This is a genomic window from Methanosarcina mangrovi, from assembly GCF_052057765.1.
Taxonomy (GTDB): domain Archaea; phylum Halobacteriota; class Methanosarcinia; order Methanosarcinales; family Methanosarcinaceae; genus Methanosarcina.
Genome location: NZ_CP195120.1, coordinates 1450611 through 1474969, shown reverse-complemented (window position 1 = coordinate 1474969; position 24359 = coordinate 1450611). Strand labels below are relative to the sequence as shown.

Below are 24359 nucleotides of genomic sequence, written 5' to 3'. Positions count from 1 at the left end.
GGGAAACAAGCAGTATGAGACTTCAAGCTGTACAAATAATTAACTTGTGGGGGGTTTCTATTACCATTAAATCAAAGAGAGATTATGACTTATACATTGAAGCAGACAGATTGGCTTTAGGAAAGAACTATAAAAGACCTAAACTAATAGGTGATGAAATATGGAAATTTCAGAGATTATTAAGAAAGGCGGAGTATTACAATAACTGTCAAAAGTCCTTGATTCATAAACTCTATTCAAAATACATATTTTTTAGATTCCACAGGATGAGCATCCATCTCGGATACAGTATTCCGATAAATGTTTTTGGTCCTGGATTATCCATAGCCCATAGAGGAACCATTGTTGTAAACAAAGATGCCAGAATTGGAGAAAACTGCAGAATACATGCCTGTACCAATATAGGATCTGGCAGAGATAGCGTTCTTCTGGCACCGAAAATCGGGAACTGCGTATACATCGGCCCTGGTGTCAAAATCTTTGGAAATGTCGAAATTGCTGATAATATTGCAATCGGAGCGAATTCTGTAGTAAACAAATCCTTCTATGAAAAGGGAATTTCGATTGCAGGCGTCCCTGCTAAAAAAATAAATAATAAAGGATCAGATGGAATGGTAATTACAGCTACAAAAACTATTTCAGTTCCTGCTCTACATGAAGCTGTTGAGCGCTCCACTGTGATTCAATAAATCAATTGATTACTATTCAAACGATTACTATTCAAACGATTACTATTCAAACGATTACTATTCAAACTGAGAAAAGCAGCTTCAATAAATTCTTAGCAGCTTTTCTTTAGAATTTTTCAATTCTTATCTGAGCCGCATAGTTTTCCTATTATTAGGCAGGATTTTATTTTCTTAACTGCTATGCAATTTATTTATATTGACGATAGTTTTATCCATTATAATAATGAATTAATGAATAAGGGGGTAATATTTATGGAAACGATGGACGCGATTCTCACCAGGAGGAGTATCAGAAAATATTTGCCAGAACCAGTTTCAAGGGGAATGATTGAGGATATTTTGAAAGCCGGAATGAGTGCACCGTCAGCAGGGGACGAACAGCCCTGGCATTTCATTATTATTGACAGGCGAGACCTGCTAGAAAAAATCTCGGAAATGCACCCTTATGCAAAGATGTTAAAGGATGCACCTGCTGCACTCCTGATCTGTGCAGACCAGAATGTTCCCAAATTCAAGGATTTCTGGGTGCAGGACTGCTCGGCTGCGAGCGAAAACATGTTACTGGCTGCTCATGACCTGGGGCTGGGAGCGGTCTGGATAGGGGTTTATCCGGCTGAAAAACTTGTCGCCGGAATCCGGGAATTATTTAAGATCCCCGAGCATGTGACCCCGTTTTCGGCAGTTGCAATTGGACACCCGGCTGAAGAAAAGCCCGGCAGGTCCAGGTACGAAGTCTCGAGAATTCACGACAATTCCTGGTAAAACCTCGATAAATACGGAGCAAGGGACAGATTGAGGTTTATTCTCCCGATTTTTTGTTTTTAAGTGCCTTTTAATTTTCTAAGGGCCTTTTATATACCCATTATCTGAAAGTGGAATATACTGGCAAAAATATCCTCTTATTATTCAGGAGCAGTTAACCTGAAAGACTAAATTTAACCGGAGAGACTTGATTTAACCGGAAAGAATCAATTTGAAAGACTCAATTTAACCGGTAAGACTTAATATACCAGAGGAGGGGATTTTATGGAAAAGAAGCTGGCATCACTACTTATTTTATTCATAATTCTTTTTGCAGTACTGCCTTTTTCGGCAGGTGCCGTTGATGAGGAAAGTGCGCTTAAATATACGAGCTCAGGAAACGTTTTCGGTGGTGGAGATTCCCTTCAGATCGACCCGGATATCCCGGGAGATCTGGTGCTTGGGGGGTCAAGGCTTGAGATAAACGGAAACGTTATGGACGATTTCATCGGAGCCGGGGGCGAACTGATAATTAACGGGGATGTTTCGGGGAACATCATAGCAATGGGAGGCTCGATCCGGGTAAACGGGAATGTTGGCGGAGACCTGGTAGCAGCCGGGGGGCAGATTTTCCTCTCGAAGGACAGCACGGTCGAAGGGGATATCATGCTGGCCGGAGGAGATGTAACTCTTAACGGGATTGTCAATGGAAACGGGTCGGTCTCTGCCGGGACCCTCCAGACAGGAGAGGACTTTGAGCTCAAAGGGAACCTTGAACTTGAAGCCGAAAATTACCCTTCTGACCTTGGAGATAAGATAGGAGGAAACCTGAGTATCGTACCCCAAACCGGAAGGCAAGACCAGTATGCAGGTGGAGATAAAGGTTTCAGCATCGTTTTCTTCCTTATAGGACTGCTGGCAACTCTTGCCCTGGGTTTTATCCTTATCTACACATTCCCGGATTTTGTAACCGAACTTGCGGAAATTGTAGGGGGCTCAGCGTTGAAAGCCGGACTGCTGGGCTTTTTGCTCCTGATTTTCATCCCGGTCCTCTCATTTGTCCTGCTACTTACAATTTTAGGGTGGAGCCTTTCTCTCCTGCTGATGCTGCTCCTGACTCTCGCAGTCCTTATCGCTACGGTACCGGTCAAACTTTTCGCAGGGGAGATGATTTACACTAAGGTCTTTAAAAAAGAAGCGGGGAATATGATATACTACCTCGCAGGAGCAGTTGTATTTTCAATATTGTATGAAATACCCTACCTTGGCTGGCTCATACAGCTTATTGCCCTGCTGGTAGGGCTGGGGGCACTCGGAATCTGGCTTTCAAAAGTTGCAAGGCAGGAAAGTTAAGCGGTTGACTGTAAAACAATCCGTCTTCCTCAAGTTTACGGAAGTTTAGGGAAGGACTTCTTCCCTGTATTTTGCACTGTCCTCTCAATCGCATATGACTAATTGACTAATGCTCAGATTCCGAAATGGCTCCCTTACTTAGTGAGGAATTCGTTCTCGTAAAACAGGCTCAAATTTCAAGTTTTGCGAACACATTTCATAATCGCAGTACTGTTCATTTAACATGTCTGAACCTGAAGAGTCGTGCTTCCTGAAGGGTTGTACTTCCTAAAGGTTGTACTCATTATACGCTCTCTACGCCGCAGTAAGGGATACAAAGCCCGTATCTTTTGTGACTCCTTATCATGGGCTGTAAAGAATCCGAAAGTGCCACTTGAGTACATAGTGGAAAAATCAAATAGGTGACAGCAGGGTGCAATACTGTCAAATCAGGGAAAAAGGTAACTAAGCTGGACCGAAAAAATATTTTCATTTTGTTCCAGCTCGTTTTTTATCTTTGTTGCATCTTCTTCCGGAATCCAATAAGTCCGGGGACCATCACTATAAAGAAAACGAATCTCACACCAGATAAATTTTTTCACCCCAATATCATATTTGTCCAGTATTGCAAGAAACTTTTCGTCCCGGACCGCTTGTTCGGAAACCGGAAGAACGTAATAATCTTCTTTTCTGATAACGTGAGCAGGAGTAGATATAGTCCAATTTTTTTTATTATTTTCTTTCATCTCTGTTACAAGTTCGCGTCTTATGTCACTCCAATTATCTTTGTCCGCCATTATGTAGTGATCCATATCGGAATGATTAGTGTCATATGTTAGTCTATAGTTCCGGGTCATGTTATAGTTTTGAAGAATGGCTTTTACTTCAGACTCGGAAATCCCGTCTTCAAATTGAATAGCCATGCCACCCACTTTTGATTCGGGATATTGTGTTTTCACATCCTCTACCGGCACTTTTACAAATAACCCCCAAAGAGCTACAAGAGTTAGAAAAACAACAAAAATCACGATTTTCTTATTGATTTTGCTCATTTTAACCACTCCGGAAGTTGTGGGGTTTAATCCTTCAGTTATACATGGTTAATTTCAGAACCAGAGGCTTCAGCAGTTTGTGTGTCAAATAAGAAAGAAAATGAATGATTATGAGTCGCCAGCAATCCGGTTATCCAATCCCTATCTTACTTCTTCCTTAATTTCCACCCTCCATACAGGCAGGTCAAGCTTCCCAATAACCCAAAACCTGGAATAGAGTTATTCTCATTCGATTCATTTCCGCCTGAGCTACTGCCGTTATCAGATTCGGAATTATTATTTTTTGAATTATTGAGTTCGACGGAGTTTATTTCTTCAGAAGCTGATAAATTCGTTTCTTCGACTCCTATATCTTCAGTTGAATTGGAGATTACCTTTATGCTTTGATCAGTTACATTAGAATCTATAAAGTGCCTAAAAGCAACTCCAATAGGATATTTGCCTACTTTCACTGTATCCGTAACCCTGCTTGCGGCAGTGTCAATTACAGAGACAGTGTGGCTCGCATAATTCGCTACGTATACCTTCGTTCCATCTGGAGTGACTGCAATTCCGCCAGGTGCCTTTCCTACAGGCACAGTGGCTGTGACCCTGTTTGTGGCCGTATCAATTATATCAACAGCACCTGTAAGTGAATTGCTGAGAAAATTTATCGCTACATATACCTGTTTTCCATCCGGGCTGACGGCAACTCCCTTAGGATTTCCTGTATTCACCGTACTTACAACAGCATTTGAAATTGTATCTATTATAGAAATACTGTTACCTGCAAGATTCGCCACATATACTATTTTCCCATCCGGACTGATTGCAACTCCCTGAGGAGAACTCCCTACAGGCACCGTGGCTATAACATTATTTGTTGCCGTGTCAATTACAGATACATCATTGCTGTGATCATTCGCCACATATACCGTTTTCCCATCCGGGCTGACTGCAATCCCAAAAGGAAAGTTTCCTACTTTCACCGTGTATGTGACCTTGTTTGTGGTCGTGTCAATTACAGAAACAGTGTTGTTGCTGAAGTTCGTCACATATGCCTTTGTCCCATCCGGACTGACTGCAATTTTTTGAGGATAGATTCCTACTTTCACTGTGGTTGTAACTTTGTTTGTGGTCGTGTTAATTATAGAAACCGTGTCATCATATGAGTTAACCACATATGCTTTCGTTCCATCCGGACTGACTGCAATTCCAGCAGGATGGGACCTTACATCTACTGTGGCTGTAACCCTGTTTGTGGCAGTGTCAATTACAGAAACATTGTTACTGTCGTAATTAGTAATGTATGCAAATGGAGCTGCTCCTGCGATATTCACCAGTATTAAACTCACAAATACTGTTATTCCAAAAGCTCTTATGAGAGTATGCTCCAAACATGCTTTATCACTTGTTATTCCTTTCATTTTGAGTTTCCCCTGTAGACTCTTGCAGTCGGGTAATTTCAGGATAAACCAATTATATGAAATATGCAAACTAAGTAAATCGACGCAGCTAAATGCATAATAGTCCCGGACATTACCTGCCGGTTAATATCAAAAAAATAACAAAAATTACAATGCACAGTGCTATGAGCTTATAATAACTTTAACTACTTTTTCCATAATCACCAATCCTTTTACTACTTATTTTAGCCTGATTTTTATTGTCAACCTATCATAAGCAGGGCATCAAAATATCAGTAGAATAATCACAATTATTTGAAATAGAAAGGAGAGAGTACTTTCTAACTCCATAAATCCCTCTTATCTAACTCCTTATAAGTTTTCTGACCATTCCCTCTAACTATCTGCTTTTCAGAATTTTTTCAAGTAAGAATTATTTCCTGATTCTGATTGTTCGATGGTCTGGTGAAAAAAAGATATATGTGAGCAACTGTTTTCACCCGGATTCAGGAATTTCTATAAAAAAGAAGTAGCACAGGCATAAGCACAGGCATAAATACATACAAAAAGGCTGTGCAGGCTGTGTGAGCTTACCGGATACCGGCTTTAGTTTCTCTGACTAATAAAAAATAAGAGGAGAATTTTTATTTACTCAAATTTCACAATAAATCTTCATCATGCAGCACACAGCCGATTGCATCCAGGTATTTTTCAAATCCAAGCCTTTCAAGGAGGTCTCCGAACCTCTCCCCGTCAAGCCCTTCTTTTCTGTAATACTCAAAAGTTTTTTCAAGGATTGAGAAAAGCTGCTTTTCGTCTGCAAGCTCAAGAAGTTTTGTCCCGGATCTGGACTGACGCCCGCCGTGCCCTCCTACAAAGATTGTGCACCCTGTTTTTTCTGCCCTGAGTGCGTCTTTCCTGCAGGCTGCAATACATGCCCCGCAGAGGATGCATTTTTCCGGATCTATAAGGGCTTTCTCGTCGATAACCGTTATTGCCTGCACCTTGCATGCCTTTTCACAGAGCCCGCAGCCGACACAGTATTCTTCGAGGAGTTCGGGTCTTACAGCACCCATTATCCCGAAGTCGTTTTCCTGCGGCCTTACACAGGCCGAAGGGCAACCGGTAACTGCAATCTTGAGCTTTTTGGGGACAGCTTCCCCAAAGTATTTTTCATCAATCCTGCAGGCAAGCTTCTGGCAGTCAATCAACCCGTTTCTGCAGACCTTATTTCCCTGGCAGGCGACAACAGCTCTTACCCGCTTCCCGGAAGAGCCGCCTGAAATCCCCAGCTTTTCAAGCTCGGAACTTGCTTCTTCCGCATCTTCGAGTTTGACAAAAGGAATCTCGATCTGCTGTCTTGAGGTTATGTGGATATAGCCATAGCCGTATTTCTCGGCTGCATCCGCAATTTCCCGCAGCTTTTCGGCGTCCACCCTGCCGCCCACGACTTTAAGCCGCATCGAAAACATATTTTCCTGCCTCTGAGGCAGAAAACCTTTGCTTTTGAGTGAAGATAAGTCTATTTTTTTCTCAGCCATCTGAAGTCACTTCACTTCAAGAGGCATTATAATTAATGTATATAAAAATTGTGACTGATTCTGCCCTCAACCCGAACCCTGCTCTCCAATGAATTCATCCCGTTCAACGCAGGAGACCGGTCTTTCCCAAAAGGAAAACAAAGAGGAGGCTAGAAAGAGAACAAACCAAAAACATTACTAAGAATGCGAAAACTACTGAGAACGCCGCAAGAAACTAGCAGGTGGAACCTACCGGGGAAGCTTACAAGAGAACAACGAAAAATAAGCAAAAGACCCGGCTTTGGAAATTCCGAAAGCATCCAGCAATTAATCAGGGACCACCAGATAAATCAAAAAGAGAAAAAGTCAAAAAAATCTGGGGGAAGCTCAGAGGAAAGAAAAGACATTGAGCTGTATGAGCGCCATATAAAGTCCTGTCCCTGCAAAAATGCTGAGCATTGCATTCCTTTTCCATAAATGGAGCCCTGCAACAACTCCTATTGTAAGCAGTTCGGGAATCCCGTACGGAGCTGCAAGCCACTGTACATCCTTCAGGCAGTAAATGACCAGAAGCAGGAGGATCATCGGCGGCAGGTTTTTTTCTATGGTTAAGAGCATTGCCGGGGGTTCTTTTGAACCGAAACACAGGAAAGGAAGACCCCTTGTAGCAAAGGTCGCAAGGGTTATTACCGCGATGGTTGCAAGCATTTGCAAAGTATCGGCCATCAGTTTTCCTCCTGTGAACCTTCCTGAACGGGCTGCGCTGCCGCATGGGCCTGCGTATGAGCGTGCGTATAAGCGTGTTTGTGAATCCGGCTGATTTCTTTATTTACCCGCAGGTTTCCCTGCCCGAGTTTTTCCCTGCCTATCAGAATCAGGGTTCCCAGAATAATCGAGATTAGCAGCATGTTTTCAGGGCTGAAGAGTATAAGGGAGGCGGCTCCTGCACCCAATGCGGCTACGAAGGGGAAGCGTACACTGGAATTGAAGTACTGTTCGATTGTCAGCACCACAAAGAGTGCGGTCAGCACAAAAGCCATACCCTCCAGATTGAGATCCAGCAGGGAGCCAAGCCCTGCCCCAAGCACCGACCCTGCTACCCAGTAGAGATGGTCAAGAGCTGAAATGTAGAAGTAAAACCTTGACTTTGACCCGCTTTCAGGTACTTCGGTTGTGGTCAGCAGGGCATAGGTCTCGTCAGTTAACGCGAAGATCAGGTAAGGCTTGACTTTCCCGACATCGGAGAATTTATCCAGCAGGGACAGCCCGTAAAAGGCATGCCTGAGGTTAAGGAGCAGTGTGGCTATCGCAAATTCAGTAAGCCCGGCTCCTGCAGCAAGTAAAGCTACTGCCAGAAACTGGCCTGCACCCGCATAAATGAAGAGACTCATAAGGAAAGCATAAATCCAGTGGTACCCGGCCCCATCAATAAGGAATCCAAAAGCCATTCCGAGGGGTATGTACCCGAGAAACACGGGAACCGTGGTCTTGAGGGCACTCAGGAAAAGGTCCGTATTCCCTCCTTTTATTTCGTGCCTCCTTACCTTCTTTTCAGTCATACTATCTCTTCTGTTGCCCTTTTGCCTCATTTGCCCGAAGAATGAAAAACAGAAATTGTATTTATTATATTTAAAGGTAATGAATAAATATAGCAGCTAGAATAAATATGGCAGTTCTTACTACAATATGTCAAAAGTCGATGATTTTTTATAAATTAAAGATTATTTAAAAGGTACAATAGAATGAAGATAAAAACACCGGTAGTTTATTGTTAATCTGCATATGCTCCGGTGCAGGATAAATGATTTTGATTGGATAGCCCATAAGGCTGACCATTGATATATAAAAAACATCATATTCAACTACATGAGGATTCTCCAGAGACTGAATGTTCTTATCCTGCTGGTCTTGATACTTATTATTGCATATATCCGGTATCTGACTGACTTTTATGTCTTTGAGGATCGGTCTCTGCTGGACTCCCTTCTTGTCTCTTTAATTGTGATTTTTCTGGCCTATGTAATAAATTCCCTTGCCATAAACCTCATCCTTAGAAGAGTTTCGACTACCAAAGACAGATATACTCTGCGAAAGGCAGTATCTATCTTTATCACAGTACTTGCTTTTGCTTCCCTTTTTGCAATCTGGGTTGAGAGGACGAGCACCCTGCTTATTGCCTATGGGATTCTGAGTGCCGGAATTGCAATTGCACTTCAGGACCTCCTGAGGAACATTGCCGGAGGAATTCTCATCATCATGTCCCGTCCTTTTAAAGCAGGAGACAGAATCCAGGTAGGAGACTGTACAGGTGACGTGCTGGATATAGGAAGTTTCAGCACCGCAGTTATGGAGATCAGGGAATGGGTGGATGCGGACCAGTACACTGGCAGGATCCTCCATATCCCGAATAGCTTTGTCCTTAACCAGACGATAAAAAACTATACGAAAGACTATTCCTTTATCTGGGATGAAATTAGGATTCTGCTAATTTACGGCAGTAACTGGAAAAAAGCCGAAGAAATAGCCCTTAAAACTGCGGGCCCGATTGTAGGAGAGTTCGAAAACCTAGCACAAACCGAGCTCCGTCTCATGGGAGAAAAGTATTTCATTACAACCTATGATGTGCAAACACAACTCTATACAAAGATGCAGGAAAACTGGATCGAAATGCGGTTAAGGTACGTTGTGGAGCCAAGACAAAGGAGAGCAATAAGCCACCGTTTGATCGCAAATATTCTTGAAGCTCTCGAAAAAGAGGAGGATATTATGGTAGGAACCGCAGTAGGGATCGACCTTATGAAGGCTCCGGACAAAGGATGATATTGAGACCGTTTCTCCCGGTTTTTTCTACACGTAAGATTTTGGTAATCTACAGCTGTATGATTGATATTTTCGGGTAAACCAGAATACGGACCGGCTCGAAATTCGTATCACCCGAACAGGGCAGCCAGACAGGCTGGCTGAGGCGCCCGATAGGCATCCGATAATACGTGATTAAAAACGGCTTCCAGGGCTAAGGGAAACATTTTTCGAACAGGCAGGAGTATTTCTTCAGTTCCTTTTTCTGGTGGAAAACCGGTTAAAAAAGCCGGTAAAAAATCCTGAGTGGAAGGAGAAATACAGAGAATATTATTTCCGACTTTCGGTTTAAAGAACTGCATAAACTAATGAACTCCATGAAACAGAGAACTGCACAAATAAGCTCAGAACTCGAAATTCTTACTGAAATCTACATTAAATTCGGAATCTCTCCGGGCTCCTGCATTTGACCTGGTATTTCTCCGGGTCGGGGCATCTGATTCACGGTTTTCCCCTACGGGAGGAAGGTTGAGGATATGGAGTTGGGGAGCTCTGATGCCATTTTTCAGAAATTCTATCCAGGCTCTTGTGTGCACATCGGATTCAAACTTGAATTCATCCCGCAGATCATTGACGTAAGCTTTCGCTCTTAACCTGGTATAAAAAGGGAGAGCTTTGTGGAGCAGGATTACAGGACTGCTTCCGGAGATGTAGACGTATTTTGAGCTCACGACCGCTTCCCGGAGGATCCTCATTGCAGTTTCCACATTTGACTCTGATGCGATATAGAGGTCTATTACAACCATCATTTCCGAAGCCCCGTAATTTCCACTGGCAACGGTTTCGTTGAAGATAAGGCTGTTTGGGGCTGTAACGGTGTTATCATCAGGGGTTACCAGTTTCGTTGCCCTTAATCCGATATCGGTAACCTCACCATAATAATCTCCGATGGAAATTTTATCCCCTATCTGATAGGGCTTTTCAAAAGTAATTACAAGTCCGCCAATCATGTCTGCAAAAAGGTCCTTGACCCCAAAACCGATGGCAGCACCAAGAAGCCCTGTAAGAAGGAGCAGTTCGGGCCCAAAAATACTGAAAATTTCCCTGAGGATGTAATAAAAAGCCAGAACATAAATTCCAAACTTTACCGCAGGGATAATCATTTTTACTTTTATCCTACCCTCACGGCTCATTTTTTCCGAGAGTTTTGATAAAAGGGCGGTAATAACCCTGCCGAGCACGTAGGCAGCGACAAGAATCAGGAACATGGTTACGATGGTTTGAGTATCTATTGACCTGAGGGTTTCCAGAAGCTGCTGACTGCCTGAATCTCCGTTTACCATTTACCACACCAGCCTCAGTTTTTCCATATAAGCAATTACACTTTGCAGGGCTTCGGGCCTGACCCGGTAGCAAGCACCTTCATCTTTGAAAACCAGTTCCCTGGTTAGGAGCCGGAAGAGAATTTCATCCGCCCTGAATTCGGACCCGATCATTTCGGCAATTTCGGTTTTTTTCAGGGCCTGGTATGAAAGGATCAGGCTTAAAACGAAAGCCTCTTCGTATTCAAGCTCTATATCAAATGAAAACTGCCCTACATCTTCAGGCTTTATCTCCGGATAATCAAGCCCGAGTTCCCAGATCCTCCATGCGATTCCCGGGTTACCTTTTGATTCCAGGTAGATCTTTTCAAATACCCTTTCTTCGGCAGTTTGTGTCTCTTCCTCATGAAGGAAGCGGTGCTTCAGGTAAGGCAAATTTATTTTCAGGACCGGGAAGAAGATTTTCCTGCCCAGAGAGGACAGTTCAAGCGGGTATTTTTCTATATATATGAGAGGCTCTTTTTTTGACTCTTCCCCGTTATCAAATCTGATTTCTGCTTTTCCATACCTTTTAAGGATAAAGGGCCTGAGATTTTCTTTCTCGAAAGCGGGGATGAAGATCTGTACCGGAAAATACCTCTCGATCCCGAAGACTTCGCTCAGGTATCTCCAGGAATAAAGGTTCCAGGTAGTAATGAATAGTTTTTCCTGAGAGCTTATCATGTCCAGAAACTCATAAAAGATGTCAAAACCGCCGGGCTTTCGCATATACAGATAGTGGCAGTTATCAAAGAGCACTACCCTTTTAGCGCCATCGGGAAGGGAAATCTCCTTTCTGTCCCGGACAATTTCGGAAAAAGTGATTCCTGTCGCCCTGTTCCGGTTTATCCTTTCTATTTCGCCAAGCAAAGTAGTCTTTCCGGCAAGAGTTCCGGCTACTATGGCTATATTCAGTTTTTTCCCGGTCTCATAATCAGCAATTGACGCCTGTATTTCTCCGATTTCTTCTCGCAGTCCGAGAATTTCACCGAAGCTGTTCTCTTCAGAGTCGCTGTGCTGAGTCTCCACTGTATCCCCGATTTTATATTCCCTGTATTGTACTTAAGAGATACTGCTAATATTTGTTCAAGAATTAAGTGCTTTTTCAGGAGCCGGACTCTTTAAAGAACTCTTTAAAGGACTCTTTAAGATGGTCAGAGGAATCTTCAGGGCGTTAATTCTAGAAAATAAATTCGGCTAGAACTTTTAAATATTTATAGCCATTTATAGAGTCTGAAATTTATTCTTCGAGATTTATTTCTCACTTAATTTTCACTATCGAATAACAAAACCCTTTCCGGAGAAATAGCTGTGGATGACTGGATGATTTCAACCCTTATCCTTTTCCTTGCCCTGCTTATAGTATATCTGCTCGTCAAATACATAAAATTGAAAGGCAGGGTAGAATCCCGTGCAAGAGACCTGTATGAAGCCTGGCAGACGCGAGAGATGGAACGCCAGGTCTCCGAAAAAGCCGATACTCTCTTTCGGACCTGGAAACTTGACGAGGAGAAAAAAATCCGCCAGGACGCCGTAAAGAAAAGCGAAGCCGTAATCCGCGGCAAGGTCACGGAACACCTTATCCCCTATTTCCCTGACTTCGAATACAACCCTAAGGATGCAAGGTTCCTTGGCACCCCTGTAGACTTCATCGTCTTTGATGGGCTTTCCGAAGGAGAAATGAATAAGGTGGTCTTTGTCGAGGTTAAGTCCGGAAAAACCGGCGCCCTTTCTCAGAGAGAAAAGCTTGTCAGGGAGTGTATCAATAGAGGAAGAGTTAGCTACGAGATCATCCATAACAGGGAATGAATTCCGAGAATTCCCTTATCCTTTTTGGGAAGGAAGAGTTCACAGGAAGAAAAGGACTTATCAATTACGATCATATTCCTTCTGTAGACCCAAAAACCTATTAAAATTCAAATACTTAACTTCCTGGGGGGTAAACAATGGCAGAAACAACAGATAACAGCAAACCTATGATATGGAAAGAACTTGTACTGGGATTCGCTGTAATCGAATCATGCATATATCATTCGATACGCACAGTACCTATCGTGACTGCAAGTAATGCCGAAGAGGCTCTTTTTACAGATAACCTCAGCAGACTTACCAAACTGGAAGAAGGCGAGACTTTAAAAGGCGTTCTTCAGGTTCCTTTCCCGACGTATGAAGTAACCGGGTCCGTACCGGTTGAAGGTGAAGAAATCAGCAGTGTCCTTCTTTTAGGATACGAGTATCCTGGTGTGCAGCTTCCTGACTGGATGGAGGTTCTTAAGAAGAAAGCAGCAAATCCGGAGAAATGTGTGTAAAATTTGAGCCATTTGAACCCGGGATGGAAAACAACAATCATCGATAGATCGGAAAAACGCCTGAAAAAACGTTTGAGTCCGGGAAAAGCAAAATAAGGTAATCCGGAAAAGAATCTCAGTTTTCTTTCTCTGCTCCTCACGGGCTGGAGTCCGTTTGTATATGTGAAAAAAATAGAACTGACAGAGAAAAGAACTCAAATAAACGAATAAAATAGAGGCTTGAAAAAAATATTTTTCAGATAGAATTCAATCCCGTTTTCTTTTTGCTCATTCCGGTTTTTTCTGTCTTTTTACCTGCTGATTTTTTGCTGGATCCTTATCAATCTTCTTGACAGTTTTACTTGCTGGCTTTTCTAGCCGGAAGCCGACAGAGGCCGAATTTTTCAGCAAAACGGAAGAATAATTTTAAAGCATGAGGACTACGCCGTATAGCTTTTTACTCCAGCTTTTCCCCCTCGACATAGCACCCAAAATATGTATTTTGTTCCACCTTTTTAAGGACACTGCTAATATTTTCCAGTGACGCTTCCATCTTTTCCATTCTCTTCTCTATCTCCTGCAGTCTGGCAAGAATTTCCTGATCCGTAGTCACAATTTCAACCCCTTGTAGATCTGCTAAAGTTAGCTTTCAGTATAACAGAAATTTACAGTGTGTATTCGAGATATATTCCATTGTATATTCAGTATATTCTGCAATGTTTTTAAAGTCAACGTAAAAATGGGCTAAGGGCTTATTTATATAAAGTCAGGTATATTTTTCAGGGAAATGAGAATAGAAAGGGGAAGGAAAAAACATGTTGAGAATTGCAGTAACCGGCAGTCCGGGGATTGGGAAATCAACAGTTGTAGCAAAAGCTGCCGAAAAACTTGCCGAGGAGCCGGGCTTTAGAATAGGCGGCATCAGGACTGCCGAAATCCGTAAAGAAGGGCATAGGGAAGGTTTCTCAATCAGGGACCTGGCGACAGGAAAGACAGGAATGCTTAGCCACGTTAAAGGCAGCGGACCAAGGCTTGGAAAATATCATGTCAACCTGGACGACCTTGAGAGGATCGGAGCAAGCGCAGTCAGGAATGCCCTTGCCTGTGATCTGATAGTCATAGACGAGATCGGACCGATGGAGCTTATATCTCAATCTTTCGTTTCTGCAGTTGAAGAAGTTCTGGAATCGGATAAACCTGTCCTGGCTGTGCTTCACCATTCAAGCAGGCATCCGCTTGCGCAGAGGATTAGAAAAGAGTTTGAAGTTTTAACGGTTGATAAAGGGAACCGGGACGAATTACCTGAAAAAATCTCAAATCGCTTCCTCAGGGAATCAGGCTGAAACCGATTATCCTTGCTCTGCTGGCCGCTATTTTTTCCGGTGAGAACCAAACTGTTGAGATATTTTTAAAAGCCAGGACATTATTATACATAACATATTATTTTTTATCGTCATGGTGGCCTGGCAATGAAAGACGACAATGAAAACGGAACCAGATCTAATAACGAAAAAGGAAACAAACCTGATGACGAAAGCGGAACCAAACCTAATAACGAAAAAGAAACCAAACCTAACGATGAAAGCGGGACCAAACCTAATAATGAAAGCCGAATCAAATGGGATATCGACACTTCAATACTTACAAATAAATTTATTCTAACTGAACTGCTAAAAGTTCTGGGAATTGCTTTTTTAGTTACGACTCTTATCGTATCCCTTATACTCCTGCCCTCAATTCTTGACGGGAATTTTTACTCTGATCGCACGAACCTTCTGGAGATGAAATACGCTCTGATGCTGGTTGGCTTGCTGTTCCTGTTGACCGCCCTCTTCATCTTCGCTTACTACGGGAACAAATACGAACTCACCTACCTGATGGATGAAAAAGGTGTTGAGACCCTTCCCCGGATCGGGCAGAAAAAGAAAAACAGCAGGATAAACCTTTTACTCATTATTCTGGGGCTTCTTTTCCGGAATCCGACAGCAGCCGGTACGGGCTTCCTGGCAAATGCCGGACAGGGGCAGCTTATGAGGTGGAAAAACGTAAAAAAAGTAACTTTTTTCCCCCGCAGCAATACGATTGTGCTGTCAGGCGGGTACGGCATCAAAAGTATCGTTTTTTGTACAGGAGATAATTACGGGGCTGTCTCGTCCAGGGTGAGGGCACACTGTAGAGCTTTCTGCCTCGTCAAAGAGAAGTAAGTTGCCTTTGATACGCAGGGAACGTTTGAGTACCCTGCTTTACTTCTGGGAGAGCAGGGCTAGCAGGATCACTAAAACTATGATCAAAAGTTTTGAGGCAACCAGAATCAGTTTTTTTCTCAATATCTTCTCTCTTTCGGATTTCACTTCTTTTTCCGGTTTTCCTGTTTGTTCCGGTTTTCCTGTTTGCTCCGGTTTTTTATCTTTTTCGGGGTTTTGCTCCAGACTTTCGGTCATCCTTCTCGTTCCTGATCTTTGTATGTTGATTTCTTTTTAAAGCTTGAATAATTTTTCTTTTTTTCCGGGTAAACCGTAACGAATATGGCCGGATTTTGTTCCGGAGCAGGAGCTTCATCAATTTCTCAGATATTTCTCAGATAAGGAGCAAACCGGTTTGCCAGTCATTGATTATTCTGATAGCTGTCCTCATTTCATCTACCTCGCCTTTTTTCTGGAGGAAATTGCACTGTTTGCCTATCAGTTCAAGTCCGACGTAAGGGTCCCGGGCTTCGAGAGTGACACTATAAAAGAGCTCAAGGGCATTTTTGTTTTCGACAAGCATTTTTTCTATTATCTTAAGGGCAACTCCGATCGGATCCTTCAGGTGGGTCGCATCCTTTATTCCCAGCAGTCCCTGTACATATTCATCGTTTTCATCGAAGGGAATGACTCCTGGAGTATCCATAAACATAATGCGTGACCCTGCGTCCACATGCTGCACGCCCTTTGTGTGGCCGGATATGGGGGAAGTGCTAGCTCTGTGCCTGCCGGTAACTCCGTTGATAACGGAGGATTTGCCCACATTGGGATAACCGAGGGTGCCGACAAGGATATCCTTCCCTTTTATACAGGCAGATGCAAGGATCTGATGCCTTAACATGGTTGTCCCGGACCTGTCCTTGCCGGATACAAAAACCGCGGGGGCAATTCTTGAGAGGCGGGCTTTGGTCTTCTCAAGTTTCTCTTTTGAGACGAGGTCGCACTTATTGATGACTATTATGAAAGGCTTCTTTAAGCGAATTATCTCTTTTTCAACCTCACTGTTTCGGGTCTCATCAGGAAACCTGGCATCTATGACCTCAAGAAGGACGTCGGCTTTTTTTATAACGTCCCTTACCAGAACTTTGTAGCTTGTCATCGGGCTGTGCTATGAGGGGATAAGGATATAAGGATATCTTTAAATCCGGGTGTCTTCAAATCTGGATCTCTTCAAATGGGAAACTTTTATCTCCATAACCCGTAACTTGATGAATGAAGTAAATACAAAACAATAAAGGAGCAGTTAGCAACCGATAAATCTACCAAAATCAGGCAATTTTTTTTCAGCTAATCTTTTCAGCTAATCTTTTCAGCTAATCTTTTCAGCTAATCTTTTCAGCTGCAGAGTTTCAGTTATCCCAGTACCTTCAGGACAGGTTCGACCGTCCTCTTTCGGTTTACCGGCAGTTCGAATATGAAAGACGAACCTTCGCCTATTTTGCTTTCCACATAAATATTTCCGCCATGCATTTCAACATACTTTTTTACCAGGGTCAGCCCCAGTCCCGTACCCTCAAAATTGCGGCTTAAAGAAGAATCGATCTGGATAAATGGCTTAAATATCTTTTCAAGGCTGTCCTCAGGGATTCCTATCCCCGTGTCTCCGACCTCGATAGTTACAAGGGAGCCTTCCTGTTTCAAGGTTACATTAATCGAACCGCCGGCAGGTGTGAACTTAATGGCATTACTTAATAAGTTCTCCATAATCTGTCGGAACTTACTGTTGTCAGCAGCGATCCATAACGTTCTGTTTTCGGACTGGTAATTTAATTTTATGTTCTTCTCCTGAGTTTGCCGAAGAAACACTGAGATTACTTTATTGATTGATTCATCTACGGAAAACTCTTCTACATTGAGATCTTCTTCTCCGGATTCTGCTTTTGATAAATCGAGTATGTCATTAATAATATCGAGAAGGTTTTTTCCGCTTAAAGAGATGAACTGGACATACCTGGATTGTTTTTCATTCAGGGGCCCTGCCATTTCTTCTTTTAACAGGTCAGAAAACCCGATTATGGAGTTCAGAGGAGTCTTCAGTTCGTGGCTCATGTTGGTTAAAAACTCGCTTTTTGTGCGGTTTGCCACCTCGGCAGCTGTTTTTGCATTTATCAGCGCCTCTTCTGCTTTTTTTCTAACGGTTATATCCCTTATAACCACGATATTTGCCGGCTGGTTCTGGTAGATTATTTTCGTACCAAGCCCTTCAATCCAGAAATGCTCCTCCGTTGAAGAGATTGCTTTGTAAACACTGAGGTAACCCCCCTGGTCATTGAGGACATTTATCTGGTCTTTAATTGCAACAGGCACTGATTCGGGAGCGAGGTATTTTGCAATGCTCGTACCTTTTATCTTTTCGAGCTGCGTATTAAACATTTTTTCAACAGCAGCATTTGCAGCTATTACTTCCCCTTCAAAGTTAAGGATAACTATCCCATCAAGAGTATTGTTGACAAGAGCACGGAAGTTCTCTTCGCTTGATTTCAGATCCCTTTCCGCTTTTTTACGTTCCGTAATGTCCCGGACATACACTATCAGCCTATCTTCATCGCCCAGTTTGAATGTTCGGGTTGCAATCTCAGCTGTAAAGAACGTACCGTCTTTTCTTTTGTTTATGCTCTCAATGATTTTATTCTCCGGGACTGCTTTACCGGTTATTATCCCCGGGATGTCTTGCATAAAGTCTTCCCGAAGAATATTATTCACATTCAGCTCCAGCATTTCTTCTTTACCGTACCCGAAGATTCGGCAGGCTGCCTCATTACAGTCAACAATTTTCCCGCTACTTGCCCCTATAATTATTCCGTCGATTGAAAGTTCCACAACCTGTTTGAATTTTTCTTCCGATTCCGCAAGTTCCCTTTCGGTCTTCTTGCTGGCAGTAACATCATAGACATTTGTAAAAAGAAGTTCCCTGCCTCTGATATTGATTGTATTGATATACATCTCCACATGCCTTATTTCTCCACTGGCAAGCTGATGGCAGGAATAGAAATGACCTTTCTTTTCGGAAAAAATCTGCTTGCTGATTTCTCTATTTTCTTTATTTCTTTCCAGGGAAGGTATACTAATATCAGTGATTTTTTTTGCAGTCATCTCTTCATACGTATACCCGTAGTAAACGCAGGCAGGTTCGTTTGCATCGGCAATACGGTAATTGATCGGGTCTATGAGAAGGGTGACAGCCGGGCTGTTATTGAAAAGCTGTTTATACCTGTTCTCGCTTTCCTGCAGGGCTTCATAATTATTTTTTATCCGGATTAAAGACTTTATCCTTGTTTTAAGCTCAAACCTGTTTATCGGCTTGTGAATAAAATCATCAGCTCCGCATTGAGTTGCTTTTATTTTGTTCGTTTTCTCAAAAAATCCGGAAATTATGATTATGGGTATAAACCTGTATTTAGGGTCACTTTTGAGTATGCTGCAGATCTCGTACCCGTCACTTTCAGGTAGCATCAGGTCTAATAATATCAAATCCGGAAGTTCGGCTTTCACAAGTTCGAGGGCTTCTTTTCCGGTATATGCAGGAATAGGAAGATACTCATCTTCGAGCTGTAAACATAGTAACTCTACCTGATCTTTCTCGTCATCAATTATGAGAACTTTTGGTTTATCGGAAGCGTACAATGCGATCATCTTGAATACCATTTTTCATGGTTTTTGCAACTAAACAGAAAAAATTATATAGATATATTAACTGTATAGACCTCAACTTATATAATTTCTTTTCCCAACTAAAATTAAAAAGTTCTCTATAACAACTTATTATAGAGGGTGGAGATTTCTCCGATTCCATGATATTTACGAAAATAATCGTTAGCTAAAGCCACTAAATTTTGTTTTTGATTGTTACATTTTTAAGAATTTTATGAATTATTTTTTAGTAAACAATTAAAGAGATAGGTAGAAACTTGATGAAAATAGTTATAAAAGTTTTGTACGGATTTTTCACATAATTTGCTGTTTTCAGTAAAACTTATTTAAAGTTGTTTGTCTAAAGCAAGCCTGATTGAGGCTTAAAGGCACGGTTGGAATTGGAACGGATAAAAAGTTGGGATTAAAAAATATTTAAGTTGAATTCAAAAAATGGACGGCTCCCGATCAATTATTTGCTCTATGCCTGAGTCCCGGAGAGATTTTTTTCATTTATCTTCCCCTGAGCCACACGGGCTTGAGCAGGTCTGCCCTTCAGATAAACAATTCTTAACTTCAGATAAATACTATTCTTAACCCCGAAAACCGTTTTTAATTCAGGCAAAAATAAGTACCCCCGCCAGCTTATCTGGCGGTTCTGCAAAAAAAGAGATGAGTAGCGGTTTTTCTAGCTCTTTTAATTTCTTTTTATGTTACTTTTAATTTCTGGCTTTTATTTTCTTTCTTCTTTTCTGCATTTTCAGGAAAGACCGCTCTCCTGCGTCAAACGGGACAAAATTCAAGAAGCGAAAATCGGAAACTAAAAATGAAATTCTGTTTTTTAAAGTTCAGTTTTCAGTTTTTTCCCAGTATTCCTCAGCTTCTTCTTCCATTTCTTCCAGCCTGTCGTAATAGTCCGGAAACTCGTTAAGGTGGGCCAGAGCAATCTTTCCTGTCATTATGGGATCGTCGTTTGTGACGTTAGTTGCGGGGTCTATGGTTCCGTGTTCCAGCTCTACATCCATGCCTCTGCGGAACTGGTCAACATCGAATTTGTCCCAGGTTAATCCCAGCTGTTCCCCAACTGCCTTTGCTTCTTCAGCGGTAAAACTTTTGGTTGTCAACATTATCACTCCGGTTAATGGTTTGATCTGTTTTTGTACTTAAGGTTTGTCCTGCACGATGTCCTTTTTTTGTTTTTCCTTTCACAGGAGGTTTTTATCCTAAGTAAAAAGGCACTTCCTGTCATTAAAGGATATTTTCCGGCATCAAAAGGTATTTTCTATCACTATGTTTATCATAGATATGAAATTATGAATGAGGGAACGACACATGTCAGAAAAAGATACTCTGTTTATAAGGCGTGCCATTGAGCTTTCCCTCGAAAGTGTGAAAAGAGGGGGAGGACCTTTTGGGGCCGTGATTACGAAAAATGGGGAAATCATTTCGGAAAGCTGCAACCAGGTCACCATACTTAACGACCCGACTGCCCATGCCGAGATCAGTGCCATAAGAGAAGCAGCCCGGAAACTGAACGCTCCTGACCTTAGAGGGTGCGATATCTACGCTTCCTGCGAGCCCTGCCCCATGTGCCTTGGGGCCATTTATTGGGCAAGGATAAATAAAGTTTTCTTTGCAAACACAAGGAAGGATGCCGATAATATCGGGTTTGACGACTCCTTTATATATAAGGAAATTTCACTCCCCCTCAGGGAAAGAAGCATCGAGTTCAGACAACTCCTCAGGGAAGAAGCTCTTGAAGCTTTCAGGGCGTGGGAAAAAGCCGAGGATAAGGTGAAGTACTGAGTCCTCCTGGTGAAATACCGGGTCTGCCTGATGCAGGGACGGACTTGCTTTCGTTTTTGAACTCTATGCAGAACTTCTGATGGATATAATTTCACAAAACCCCAGTTTTTCTGTTTTTTCATTTTGCCCAAATACTTATTAATATTTATTAATGTGTAGGCAAACTGATTTCTTTCATTAGAGCATAATTAATATGGGGCTTTTAATTTAATCGGGAAAGTTTCTATTTAGGGGTTGGCTCCATACGTTTTTGGAAAACTTTCCCACAGTATTATTAAAATGTAAATGTGTTAAAGTACTTGAGTTCAAACAGGGCTTATGAGGGGAATTTGGGAAATATGCCTGGAAATAAAAACAAATACATCCGCTGGTTTGAAGAGACCACGATCGAGGACGTCCCGCTGGTTGGCGGAAAGAATGCTTCCCTTGGGGAGATGTACAGGGAACTTACTTCAAAAGGTGTAAAGATCCCTAACGGCTTTTCAGTTACTTCTGAAGCTTACTGGCACATGCTGAAGGCAGGAGGGGTTCTCGAAAAACTGAAAAAAACAATGGAAGGGCTTGATACCTCGAATGTTTCAGACCTTGCAAAGAGGGGAAAAGCTGCAAGAGACCTGATTCTTGGTGCAGGACTTCCGGATGATCTCTGGGAGGAGATCAAAGTTGCCTACGATCGCCTCTGCGAGCAGTACGGAGAGGACACGGACGTGGCCGTAAGGAGTTCGGCTACAGCTGAGGATCTACCCACCGCTTCTTTTGCGGGGCAGCAGGAGACTTACCTGAATATTCGGGGGTACCCCGGGCTCCGGGATGCCTGCATACGCTGTTTTGCTTCTCTTTTTACGGATAGGGCCATTTCCTACCGCGTAACCAACAATTTCGACCACTTCAAGGTAGCCCTTTCCATAGGAATCATGAAGATGGTCAGATCGGACCTGGCTTCAAGCGGTGTGATTTTTACTCTTGACACGGAAACGGGTTTCAGGGATGTCGTTTTCATCACCGGAGCGTACGGGCTCGGCGAGAATGTCGTGCAGGGGCAGGTCAACCCTGATGAGTTCTACGTCTTTAAGCCTTCTTTCAGGGAAGGGTATAAGCCGATTATCCAGAAGAAGCTGGGAAGCAAAGAAATCAAGATGATCTACGGCAGGGGAGACTCAAAAGTCCTCACCCGAAACGTGGAGGTCCCTGAGGCTGAAAGACTGCGCTTCTGTATCAATGATGAAGAAGTGCTCGAACTTGCCGGGTATGCGATCGATATTGAAGACCATTATTCTAACAAGTACGGGGAATCCAGGCCTATGGATATCGAGTGGGCAAAGGACGGCATAACAGGCGAACTCTTCATAGTGCAGGCAAGGCCCGAAACCGTCCAGTCCCAGAGAGCAAAGGATGTGCTGGAGACCTATGTCCTTGAAGAGAAGTCCGAAGTCCTTGCAAAAGGCAGGAGCGTTGGGGATAAGATCGCATCCGGAAAAGCCCATGTGATCCCGGATGTTTCGGACCTCCCCTCTTTCAGACCCGGGGAGATCCTGATTGCGGATACGACCACCCCTGACTGGGAACCGGTTATGAAAACCGCAGCTGCGATTGTCACCAACAAGGGAGGCAGGACCTGTCATGCGGCGATTGTCAGCCGGGAACTCGGAATCCCTGCGGTTGTCGGGGCTGGAAATGCAACCGAAGTCCTCGAGACAGGCAGGGAAATTACCGTGAGCTGTGCCGAGGGAGAAGACGGACTTGTGTATGCAGGGCTCCTCCCCTTCCATAAAGATACCATGAGCCTGAAAGACCTGAAACGCCCCGGGACCGAGATTATGATGAACCTTGGAAACCCTGAAAGCGCTTTTGCGTATTCCATGATTCCTAATGACGGGATCGGGCTTGCAAGGCTCGAGTTCATTATAACAAGCTACATCAAAGTCCATCCCATGGCTCTTGTGCATCCTGAAAAAGTCAAAACCCAGGGGGAGCTCCAGGAGATCGACAGGCTGACGCGGGGTTATGAGAAAAAGGAAGATTATTTTGTCGATCAGCTTGCCAGAGGCGTCGGAATGATTACTGCGGCTTTTTACCCGAAGTCGGTTGTGGTCAGGATGAGCGATTTCAAGACCAACGAGTATGCAAGCCTTGTAGGGGGCAGCTACTTTGAAATGGATGAAAACAACCCCATGATAGGATTCAGGGGGGCTTCCCGTTACTTTGATGAACGCTACAGGGAAGGTTTCGCTCTTGAGTGCAGGGCTATGAAAAAGGTCAGGGATGAAATGGGGCTTACGAACCTTATTCTTATGATTCCCTTCTGCCGGACCGTTGAGGAAGCGAAGAAAGTCATTGCCGAGATGGAGAAAAACGGACTACGACGCGGAGAAAACGGACTCCAGGTCTATGTCATGTGCGAAATTCCCAATAACGTCCTGCTTGTAGACGAGTTCAGTGAATTTTTTGATGGCTTTTCTATTGGCTCAAACGACCTGACCCAGCTGACCCTGGGGGTTGACCGTGATTCCGAACTGCTTGCCGCAGAATTCGATGAACGGGACCCAGGGGTCATGAAGATCATGTCAATGGCAGTGCAGGGGGCAAAACGGAATAAAAGGCACAGCGGGATCTGCGGGCAGGCTCCGAGTGATTTTCCGGAGATTGCAGAATTCCTGGTAAAAGAGGGGATTGATTCGATTTCCCTTAATCCGGACTCTGTTATGAAAATCACCTTAAAGGTTCTCGAAACTGAAAAGGAGTTCGGAAGGCGCTGAAAAAGATCCGGAAAAAGATCCGGGACTCTTACGCCTTACTTTTTATAAGCTGGTCAAATTTCCAGCCGGTAAACGTCGGCGGCCCTTTATCAACAACTGCTGATCAGGGCTGTCAACAAGGAGCTACTGATTGGGGTTGCATACATTTGCAGGGTATATCTATACCGGCATTAAAAATATGATTTTACAGGAAAATCTATATATATAATGTAATAAATAGACATATCGAGTGTGAAAAATAAAAAGGAAGCAATTAATTATGCAGAAAATAACCGAAACAAAAATTGCTGGGGAGAAAAAAGAACCAGAGCATGTGCTTTTTTTAAAAAAATGTCCGGAGTGTCATTCCGAACTTCAAAACGATCTTTTCAAAGGATTTCAATACTGTACTGTGTGTGGGTACTGGACGCGAAAAGAAACTGCAAGACTTGAACCAATAATGATTATGGAGTGAGTTAAAATATGTTTAATTTTCCTTCAAAATGTGTCAGGTGCGGTACACCTCTTAAAAAACAAATAATTGGCTCGAATAATTTTTACTACTGCAGAAAATGCGGGTGTACGTCCTCAGTTACATCGGCAAGTGCCTCCACTCAAGCTGCAGTCCAGGAAACAGCTAACATTTAAGGCGCTGTTAAGAAAATTATTGATTTTCAAGTCCCTTAAAGGACTAAACTGATCTTGATATCCTGTGACGGGATATCTTAGATTTTTTTATTCTACTTTTTATTCTACTTTTTATTCTACTTTTTGTTCT

Annotated in this window: 24 protein-coding genes; 11 read left to right on the top strand and 13 right to left on the bottom strand. The window is 42.9% G+C overall.

Annotation, left to right across the window (positions count from 1 at the left end; translation table 11 throughout):
• Positions 1–14: 14 nt before the first annotated feature.
• The 3 genes from ACSAZL_RS06805 to ACSAZL_RS06795 all read left to right on the top strand — a co-directional run bounded on the left by ACSAZL_RS06805 (position 15) and on the right by ACSAZL_RS06795 (position 2783).
• The gene (locus tag ACSAZL_RS06805; protein ID WP_440947950.1) at positions 15–689 is read left to right on the top strand and encodes a serine O-acetyltransferase; all 675 of its coding nucleotides are present in this window, start codon (positions 15–17) and stop codon (positions 687–689) included.
• Between the two features lie 252 nt (positions 690–941).
• The gene (locus ACSAZL_RS06800; RefSeq protein WP_440947949.1) at positions 942–1451 is read left to right on the top strand and encodes a nitroreductase family protein; all 510 of its coding nucleotides are present in this window, start codon (positions 942–944) and stop codon (positions 1449–1451) included.
• A 264-nt stretch (positions 1452–1715) separates the two neighbouring features.
• Positions 1716–2783, top strand: coding sequence for a hypothetical protein (locus tag ACSAZL_RS06795; protein ID WP_440947948.1), 1068 nt, complete (start codon positions 1716–1718; stop codon positions 2781–2783).
• Between the two features lie 428 nt (positions 2784–3211).
• On the opposite strand, the gene ACSAZL_RS06790 is transcribed toward ACSAZL_RS06795, so the two are convergent.
• The 5 genes from ACSAZL_RS06790 to ACSAZL_RS06770 form a co-directional block, all read right to left on the bottom strand.
• On the bottom strand, positions 3212–3814 hold the full coding sequence (locus ACSAZL_RS06790; RefSeq protein WP_440947947.1) for a UPF0228 family protein: 603 nt from the start codon (positions 3812–3814) through the stop codon (positions 3212–3214).
• A gap of 146 nt (positions 3815–3960) precedes the next feature.
• A complete protein-coding gene (locus ACSAZL_RS06785) occupies positions 3961–5220 on the bottom strand; it encodes a YVTN family beta-propeller repeat protein (RefSeq protein ID WP_440947946.1) in 1260 nt (419 codons plus the stop codon).
• Between the two features lie 638 nt (positions 5221–5858).
• Positions 5859–6740: a 4Fe-4S binding protein gene (locus tag ACSAZL_RS06780; RefSeq protein WP_440947945.1), complete on the bottom strand. Its 882-nt coding sequence runs from the start codon at positions 6738–6740 to the stop codon at positions 5859–5861.
• A gap of 366 nt (positions 6741–7106) precedes the next feature.
• A complete protein-coding gene (locus ACSAZL_RS06775; RefSeq protein ID WP_440947944.1) occupies positions 7107–7445 on the bottom strand; it encodes a branched-chain amino acid transporter permease in 339 nt (112 codons plus the stop codon).
• A complete protein-coding gene (locus ACSAZL_RS06770) occupies positions 7445–8278 on the bottom strand; it encodes an AzlC family ABC transporter permease (protein ID WP_440947943.1) in 834 nt (277 codons plus the stop codon). Before ACSAZL_RS06770 ends, ACSAZL_RS06775 begins: the two co-directional genes overlap by 1 nt.
• Before the next feature lie 307 nt (positions 8279–8585).
• Between ACSAZL_RS06770 and ACSAZL_RS06765 the strand changes: the two genes are divergently transcribed.
• Positions 8586–9539, top strand: coding sequence for a mechanosensitive ion channel family protein (locus ACSAZL_RS06765; RefSeq protein ID WP_440947942.1), 954 nt, complete (start codon positions 8586–8588; stop codon positions 9537–9539).
• A 383-nt stretch (positions 9540–9922) separates the two neighbouring features.
• Here ACSAZL_RS06765 and ACSAZL_RS06760 read toward each other — a convergent pair whose 3' ends face one another.
• The gene (locus ACSAZL_RS06760; protein WP_440947941.1) at positions 9923–10861 is read right to left on the bottom strand and encodes a mechanosensitive ion channel family protein; all 939 of its coding nucleotides are present in this window, start codon (positions 10859–10861) and stop codon (positions 9923–9925) included.
• Positions 10862–11908 (bottom strand): hypothetical protein, encoded by a 1047-nt coding sequence (locus ACSAZL_RS06755; RefSeq protein WP_440947940.1) that lies wholly within the window; start codon positions 11906–11908, stop codon positions 10862–10864. It abuts the gene before it with no gap.
• A 282-nt stretch (positions 11909–12190) separates the two neighbouring features.
• On the opposite strand from ACSAZL_RS06755, the gene ACSAZL_RS06750 reads away from it, so the two are divergent.
• Complete coding sequence (locus tag ACSAZL_RS06750; protein WP_440947939.1) at positions 12191–12688, top strand: Holliday junction resolvase-like protein; 498 nt, start codon at positions 12191–12193, stop codon at positions 12686–12688.
• 137 nt (positions 12689–12825) lie between these two features.
• Positions 12826–13188 (top strand): hypothetical protein, encoded by a 363-nt coding sequence (locus tag ACSAZL_RS06745; RefSeq protein WP_440947938.1) that lies wholly within the window; start codon positions 12826–12828, stop codon positions 13186–13188.
• A gap of 436 nt (positions 13189–13624) precedes the next feature.
• Here ACSAZL_RS06745 and ACSAZL_RS06740 read toward each other — a convergent pair whose 3' ends face one another.
• On the bottom strand, positions 13625–13780 hold the full coding sequence (locus ACSAZL_RS06740; protein WP_440947937.1) for a hypothetical protein: 156 nt from the start codon (positions 13778–13780) through the stop codon (positions 13625–13627).
• A gap of 202 nt (positions 13781–13982) precedes the next feature.
• Here ACSAZL_RS06740 and ACSAZL_RS06735 point away from each other — a divergent pair, with 202 nt between their 5' ends.
• Positions 13983–14510 (top strand): NTPase, encoded by a 528-nt coding sequence (locus ACSAZL_RS06735; RefSeq protein ID WP_440947936.1) that lies wholly within the window; start codon positions 13983–13985, stop codon positions 14508–14510.
• Between the two features lie 126 nt (positions 14511–14636).
• On the top strand, positions 14637–15371 hold the full coding sequence (locus ACSAZL_RS06730) for a hypothetical protein (RefSeq protein ID WP_440947935.1): 735 nt from the start codon (positions 14637–14639) through the stop codon (positions 15369–15371).
• Positions 15372–15410: 39 nt separating this feature from the next.
• Here ACSAZL_RS06730 and ACSAZL_RS06725 read toward each other — a convergent pair whose 3' ends face one another.
• From ACSAZL_RS06725 to ACSAZL_RS06705, 5 genes are all read right to left on the bottom strand, one after another.
• The gene (locus ACSAZL_RS06725) at positions 15411–15608 is read right to left on the bottom strand and encodes a hypothetical protein (protein WP_440947934.1); all 198 of its coding nucleotides are present in this window, start codon (positions 15606–15608) and stop codon (positions 15411–15413) included.
• Positions 15609–15744: 136 nt separating this feature from the next.
• Positions 15745–16509 (bottom strand): GTPase, encoded by a 765-nt coding sequence (locus ACSAZL_RS06720; protein ID WP_440947933.1) that lies wholly within the window; start codon positions 16507–16509, stop codon positions 15745–15747.
• A 254-nt stretch (positions 16510–16763) separates the two neighbouring features.
• On the bottom strand, positions 16764–19055 hold the full coding sequence (locus ACSAZL_RS06715; protein WP_440947932.1) for a PAS domain S-box protein: 2292 nt from the start codon (positions 19053–19055) through the stop codon (positions 16764–16766).
• A gap of 466 nt (positions 19056–19521) precedes the next feature.
• Positions 19522–19665 (bottom strand): hypothetical protein, encoded by a 144-nt coding sequence (locus ACSAZL_RS06710; RefSeq protein WP_440947931.1) that lies wholly within the window; start codon positions 19663–19665, stop codon positions 19522–19524.
• Positions 19666–19888: 223 nt separating this feature from the next.
• Positions 19889–20167, bottom strand: coding sequence for a DUF5661 family protein (locus tag ACSAZL_RS06705; protein ID WP_048065696.1), 279 nt, complete (start codon positions 20165–20167; stop codon positions 19889–19891).
• A gap of 205 nt (positions 20168–20372) precedes the next feature.
• Here ACSAZL_RS06705 and ACSAZL_RS06700 point away from each other — a divergent pair, with 205 nt between their 5' ends.
• From ACSAZL_RS06700 to ACSAZL_RS06690, 3 genes are all read left to right on the top strand, one after another.
• A complete protein-coding gene (locus ACSAZL_RS06700; RefSeq protein ID WP_440947930.1) occupies positions 20373–20846 on the top strand; it encodes a nucleoside deaminase in 474 nt (157 codons plus the stop codon).
• Between the two features lie 338 nt (positions 20847–21184).
• Complete coding sequence (gene ppsA, locus ACSAZL_RS06695; RefSeq protein ID WP_440947929.1) at positions 21185–23602, top strand: phosphoenolpyruvate synthase; 2418 nt, start codon at positions 21185–21187, stop codon at positions 23600–23602.
• Between the two features lie 259 nt (positions 23603–23861).
• Positions 23862–24056 (top strand): hypothetical protein, encoded by a 195-nt coding sequence (locus ACSAZL_RS06690; protein WP_440947928.1) that lies wholly within the window; start codon positions 23862–23864, stop codon positions 24054–24056.
• The last annotated feature ends 303 nt before the right edge of the window (positions 24057–24359 follow it).

What these genes read in the sequence shown, in the direction of transcription:
- ACSAZL_RS06805 (WP_440947950.1), top strand. Translation starts at nt 15, where the DNA reads ATGAGACTTCAAGCTGTACAAATAATTAACTTGTGGGGGGTTTCTATT.
- ACSAZL_RS06800 (WP_440947949.1), top strand. Translation starts at nt 942, where the DNA reads ATGGAAACGATGGACGCGATTCTCACCAGGAGGAGTATCAGAAAATAT.
- ACSAZL_RS06795 (WP_440947948.1), top strand. Translation starts at nt 1,716, where the DNA reads ATGGAAAAGAAGCTGGCATCACTACTTATTTTATTCATAATTCTTTTT.
- ACSAZL_RS06790 (WP_440947947.1), bottom strand. Translation starts at nt 3,814, where the DNA reads ATGAGCAAAATCAATAAGAAAATCGTGATTTTTGTTGTTTTTCTAACT.
- ACSAZL_RS06785 (WP_440947946.1), bottom strand. Translation starts at nt 5,220, where the DNA reads ATGAAAGGAATAACAAGTGATAAAGCATGTTTGGAGCATACTCTCATA.
- ACSAZL_RS06780 (WP_440947945.1), bottom strand. Translation starts at nt 6,740, where the DNA reads ATGGCTGAGAAAAAAATAGACTTATCTTCACTCAAAAGCAAAGGTTTT.
- ACSAZL_RS06775 (WP_440947944.1), bottom strand. Translation starts at nt 7,445, where the DNA reads ATGGCCGATACTTTGCAAATGCTTGCAACCATCGCGGTAATAACCCTT.
- ACSAZL_RS06770 (WP_440947943.1), bottom strand. Translation starts at nt 8,278, where the DNA reads ATGACTGAAAAGAAGGTAAGGAGGCACGAAATAAAAGGAGGGAATACG.
- ACSAZL_RS06765 (WP_440947942.1), top strand. Translation starts at nt 8,586, where the DNA reads ATGAGGATTCTCCAGAGACTGAATGTTCTTATCCTGCTGGTCTTGATA.
- ACSAZL_RS06760 (WP_440947941.1), bottom strand. Translation starts at nt 10,861, where the DNA reads ATGGTAAACGGAGATTCAGGCAGTCAGCAGCTTCTGGAAACCCTCAGG.
- ACSAZL_RS06745 (WP_440947938.1), top strand. Translation starts at nt 12,826, where the DNA reads ATGGCAGAAACAACAGATAACAGCAAACCTATGATATGGAAAGAACTT.
- ACSAZL_RS06735 (WP_440947936.1), top strand. Translation starts at nt 13,983, where the DNA reads ATGTTGAGAATTGCAGTAACCGGCAGTCCGGGGATTGGGAAATCAACA.
- ACSAZL_RS06730 (WP_440947935.1), top strand. Translation starts at nt 14,637, where the DNA reads ATGAAAGACGACAATGAAAACGGAACCAGATCTAATAACGAAAAAGGA.
- ACSAZL_RS06725 (WP_440947934.1), bottom strand. Translation starts at nt 15,608, where the DNA reads ATGACCGAAAGTCTGGAGCAAAACCCCGAAAAAGATAAAAAACCGGAG.
- ACSAZL_RS06720 (WP_440947933.1), bottom strand. Translation starts at nt 16,509, where the DNA reads ATGACAAGCTACAAAGTTCTGGTAAGGGACGTTATAAAAAAAGCCGAC.
- ACSAZL_RS06715 (WP_440947932.1), bottom strand. Translation starts at nt 19,055, where the DNA reads ATGGTATTCAAGATGATCGCATTGTACGCTTCCGATAAACCAAAAGTT.
- ACSAZL_RS06705 (WP_048065696.1), bottom strand. Translation starts at nt 20,167, where the DNA reads ATGTTGACAACCAAAAGTTTTACCGCTGAAGAAGCAAAGGCAGTTGGG.
- ACSAZL_RS06700 (WP_440947930.1), top strand. Translation starts at nt 20,373, where the DNA reads ATGTCAGAAAAAGATACTCTGTTTATAAGGCGTGCCATTGAGCTTTCC.
- ppsA (WP_440947929.1), top strand. Translation starts at nt 21,185, where the DNA reads ATGCCTGGAAATAAAAACAAATACATCCGCTGGTTTGAAGAGACCACG.
- ACSAZL_RS06690 (WP_440947928.1), top strand. Translation starts at nt 23,862, where the DNA reads ATGCAGAAAATAACCGAAACAAAAATTGCTGGGGAGAAAAAAGAACCA.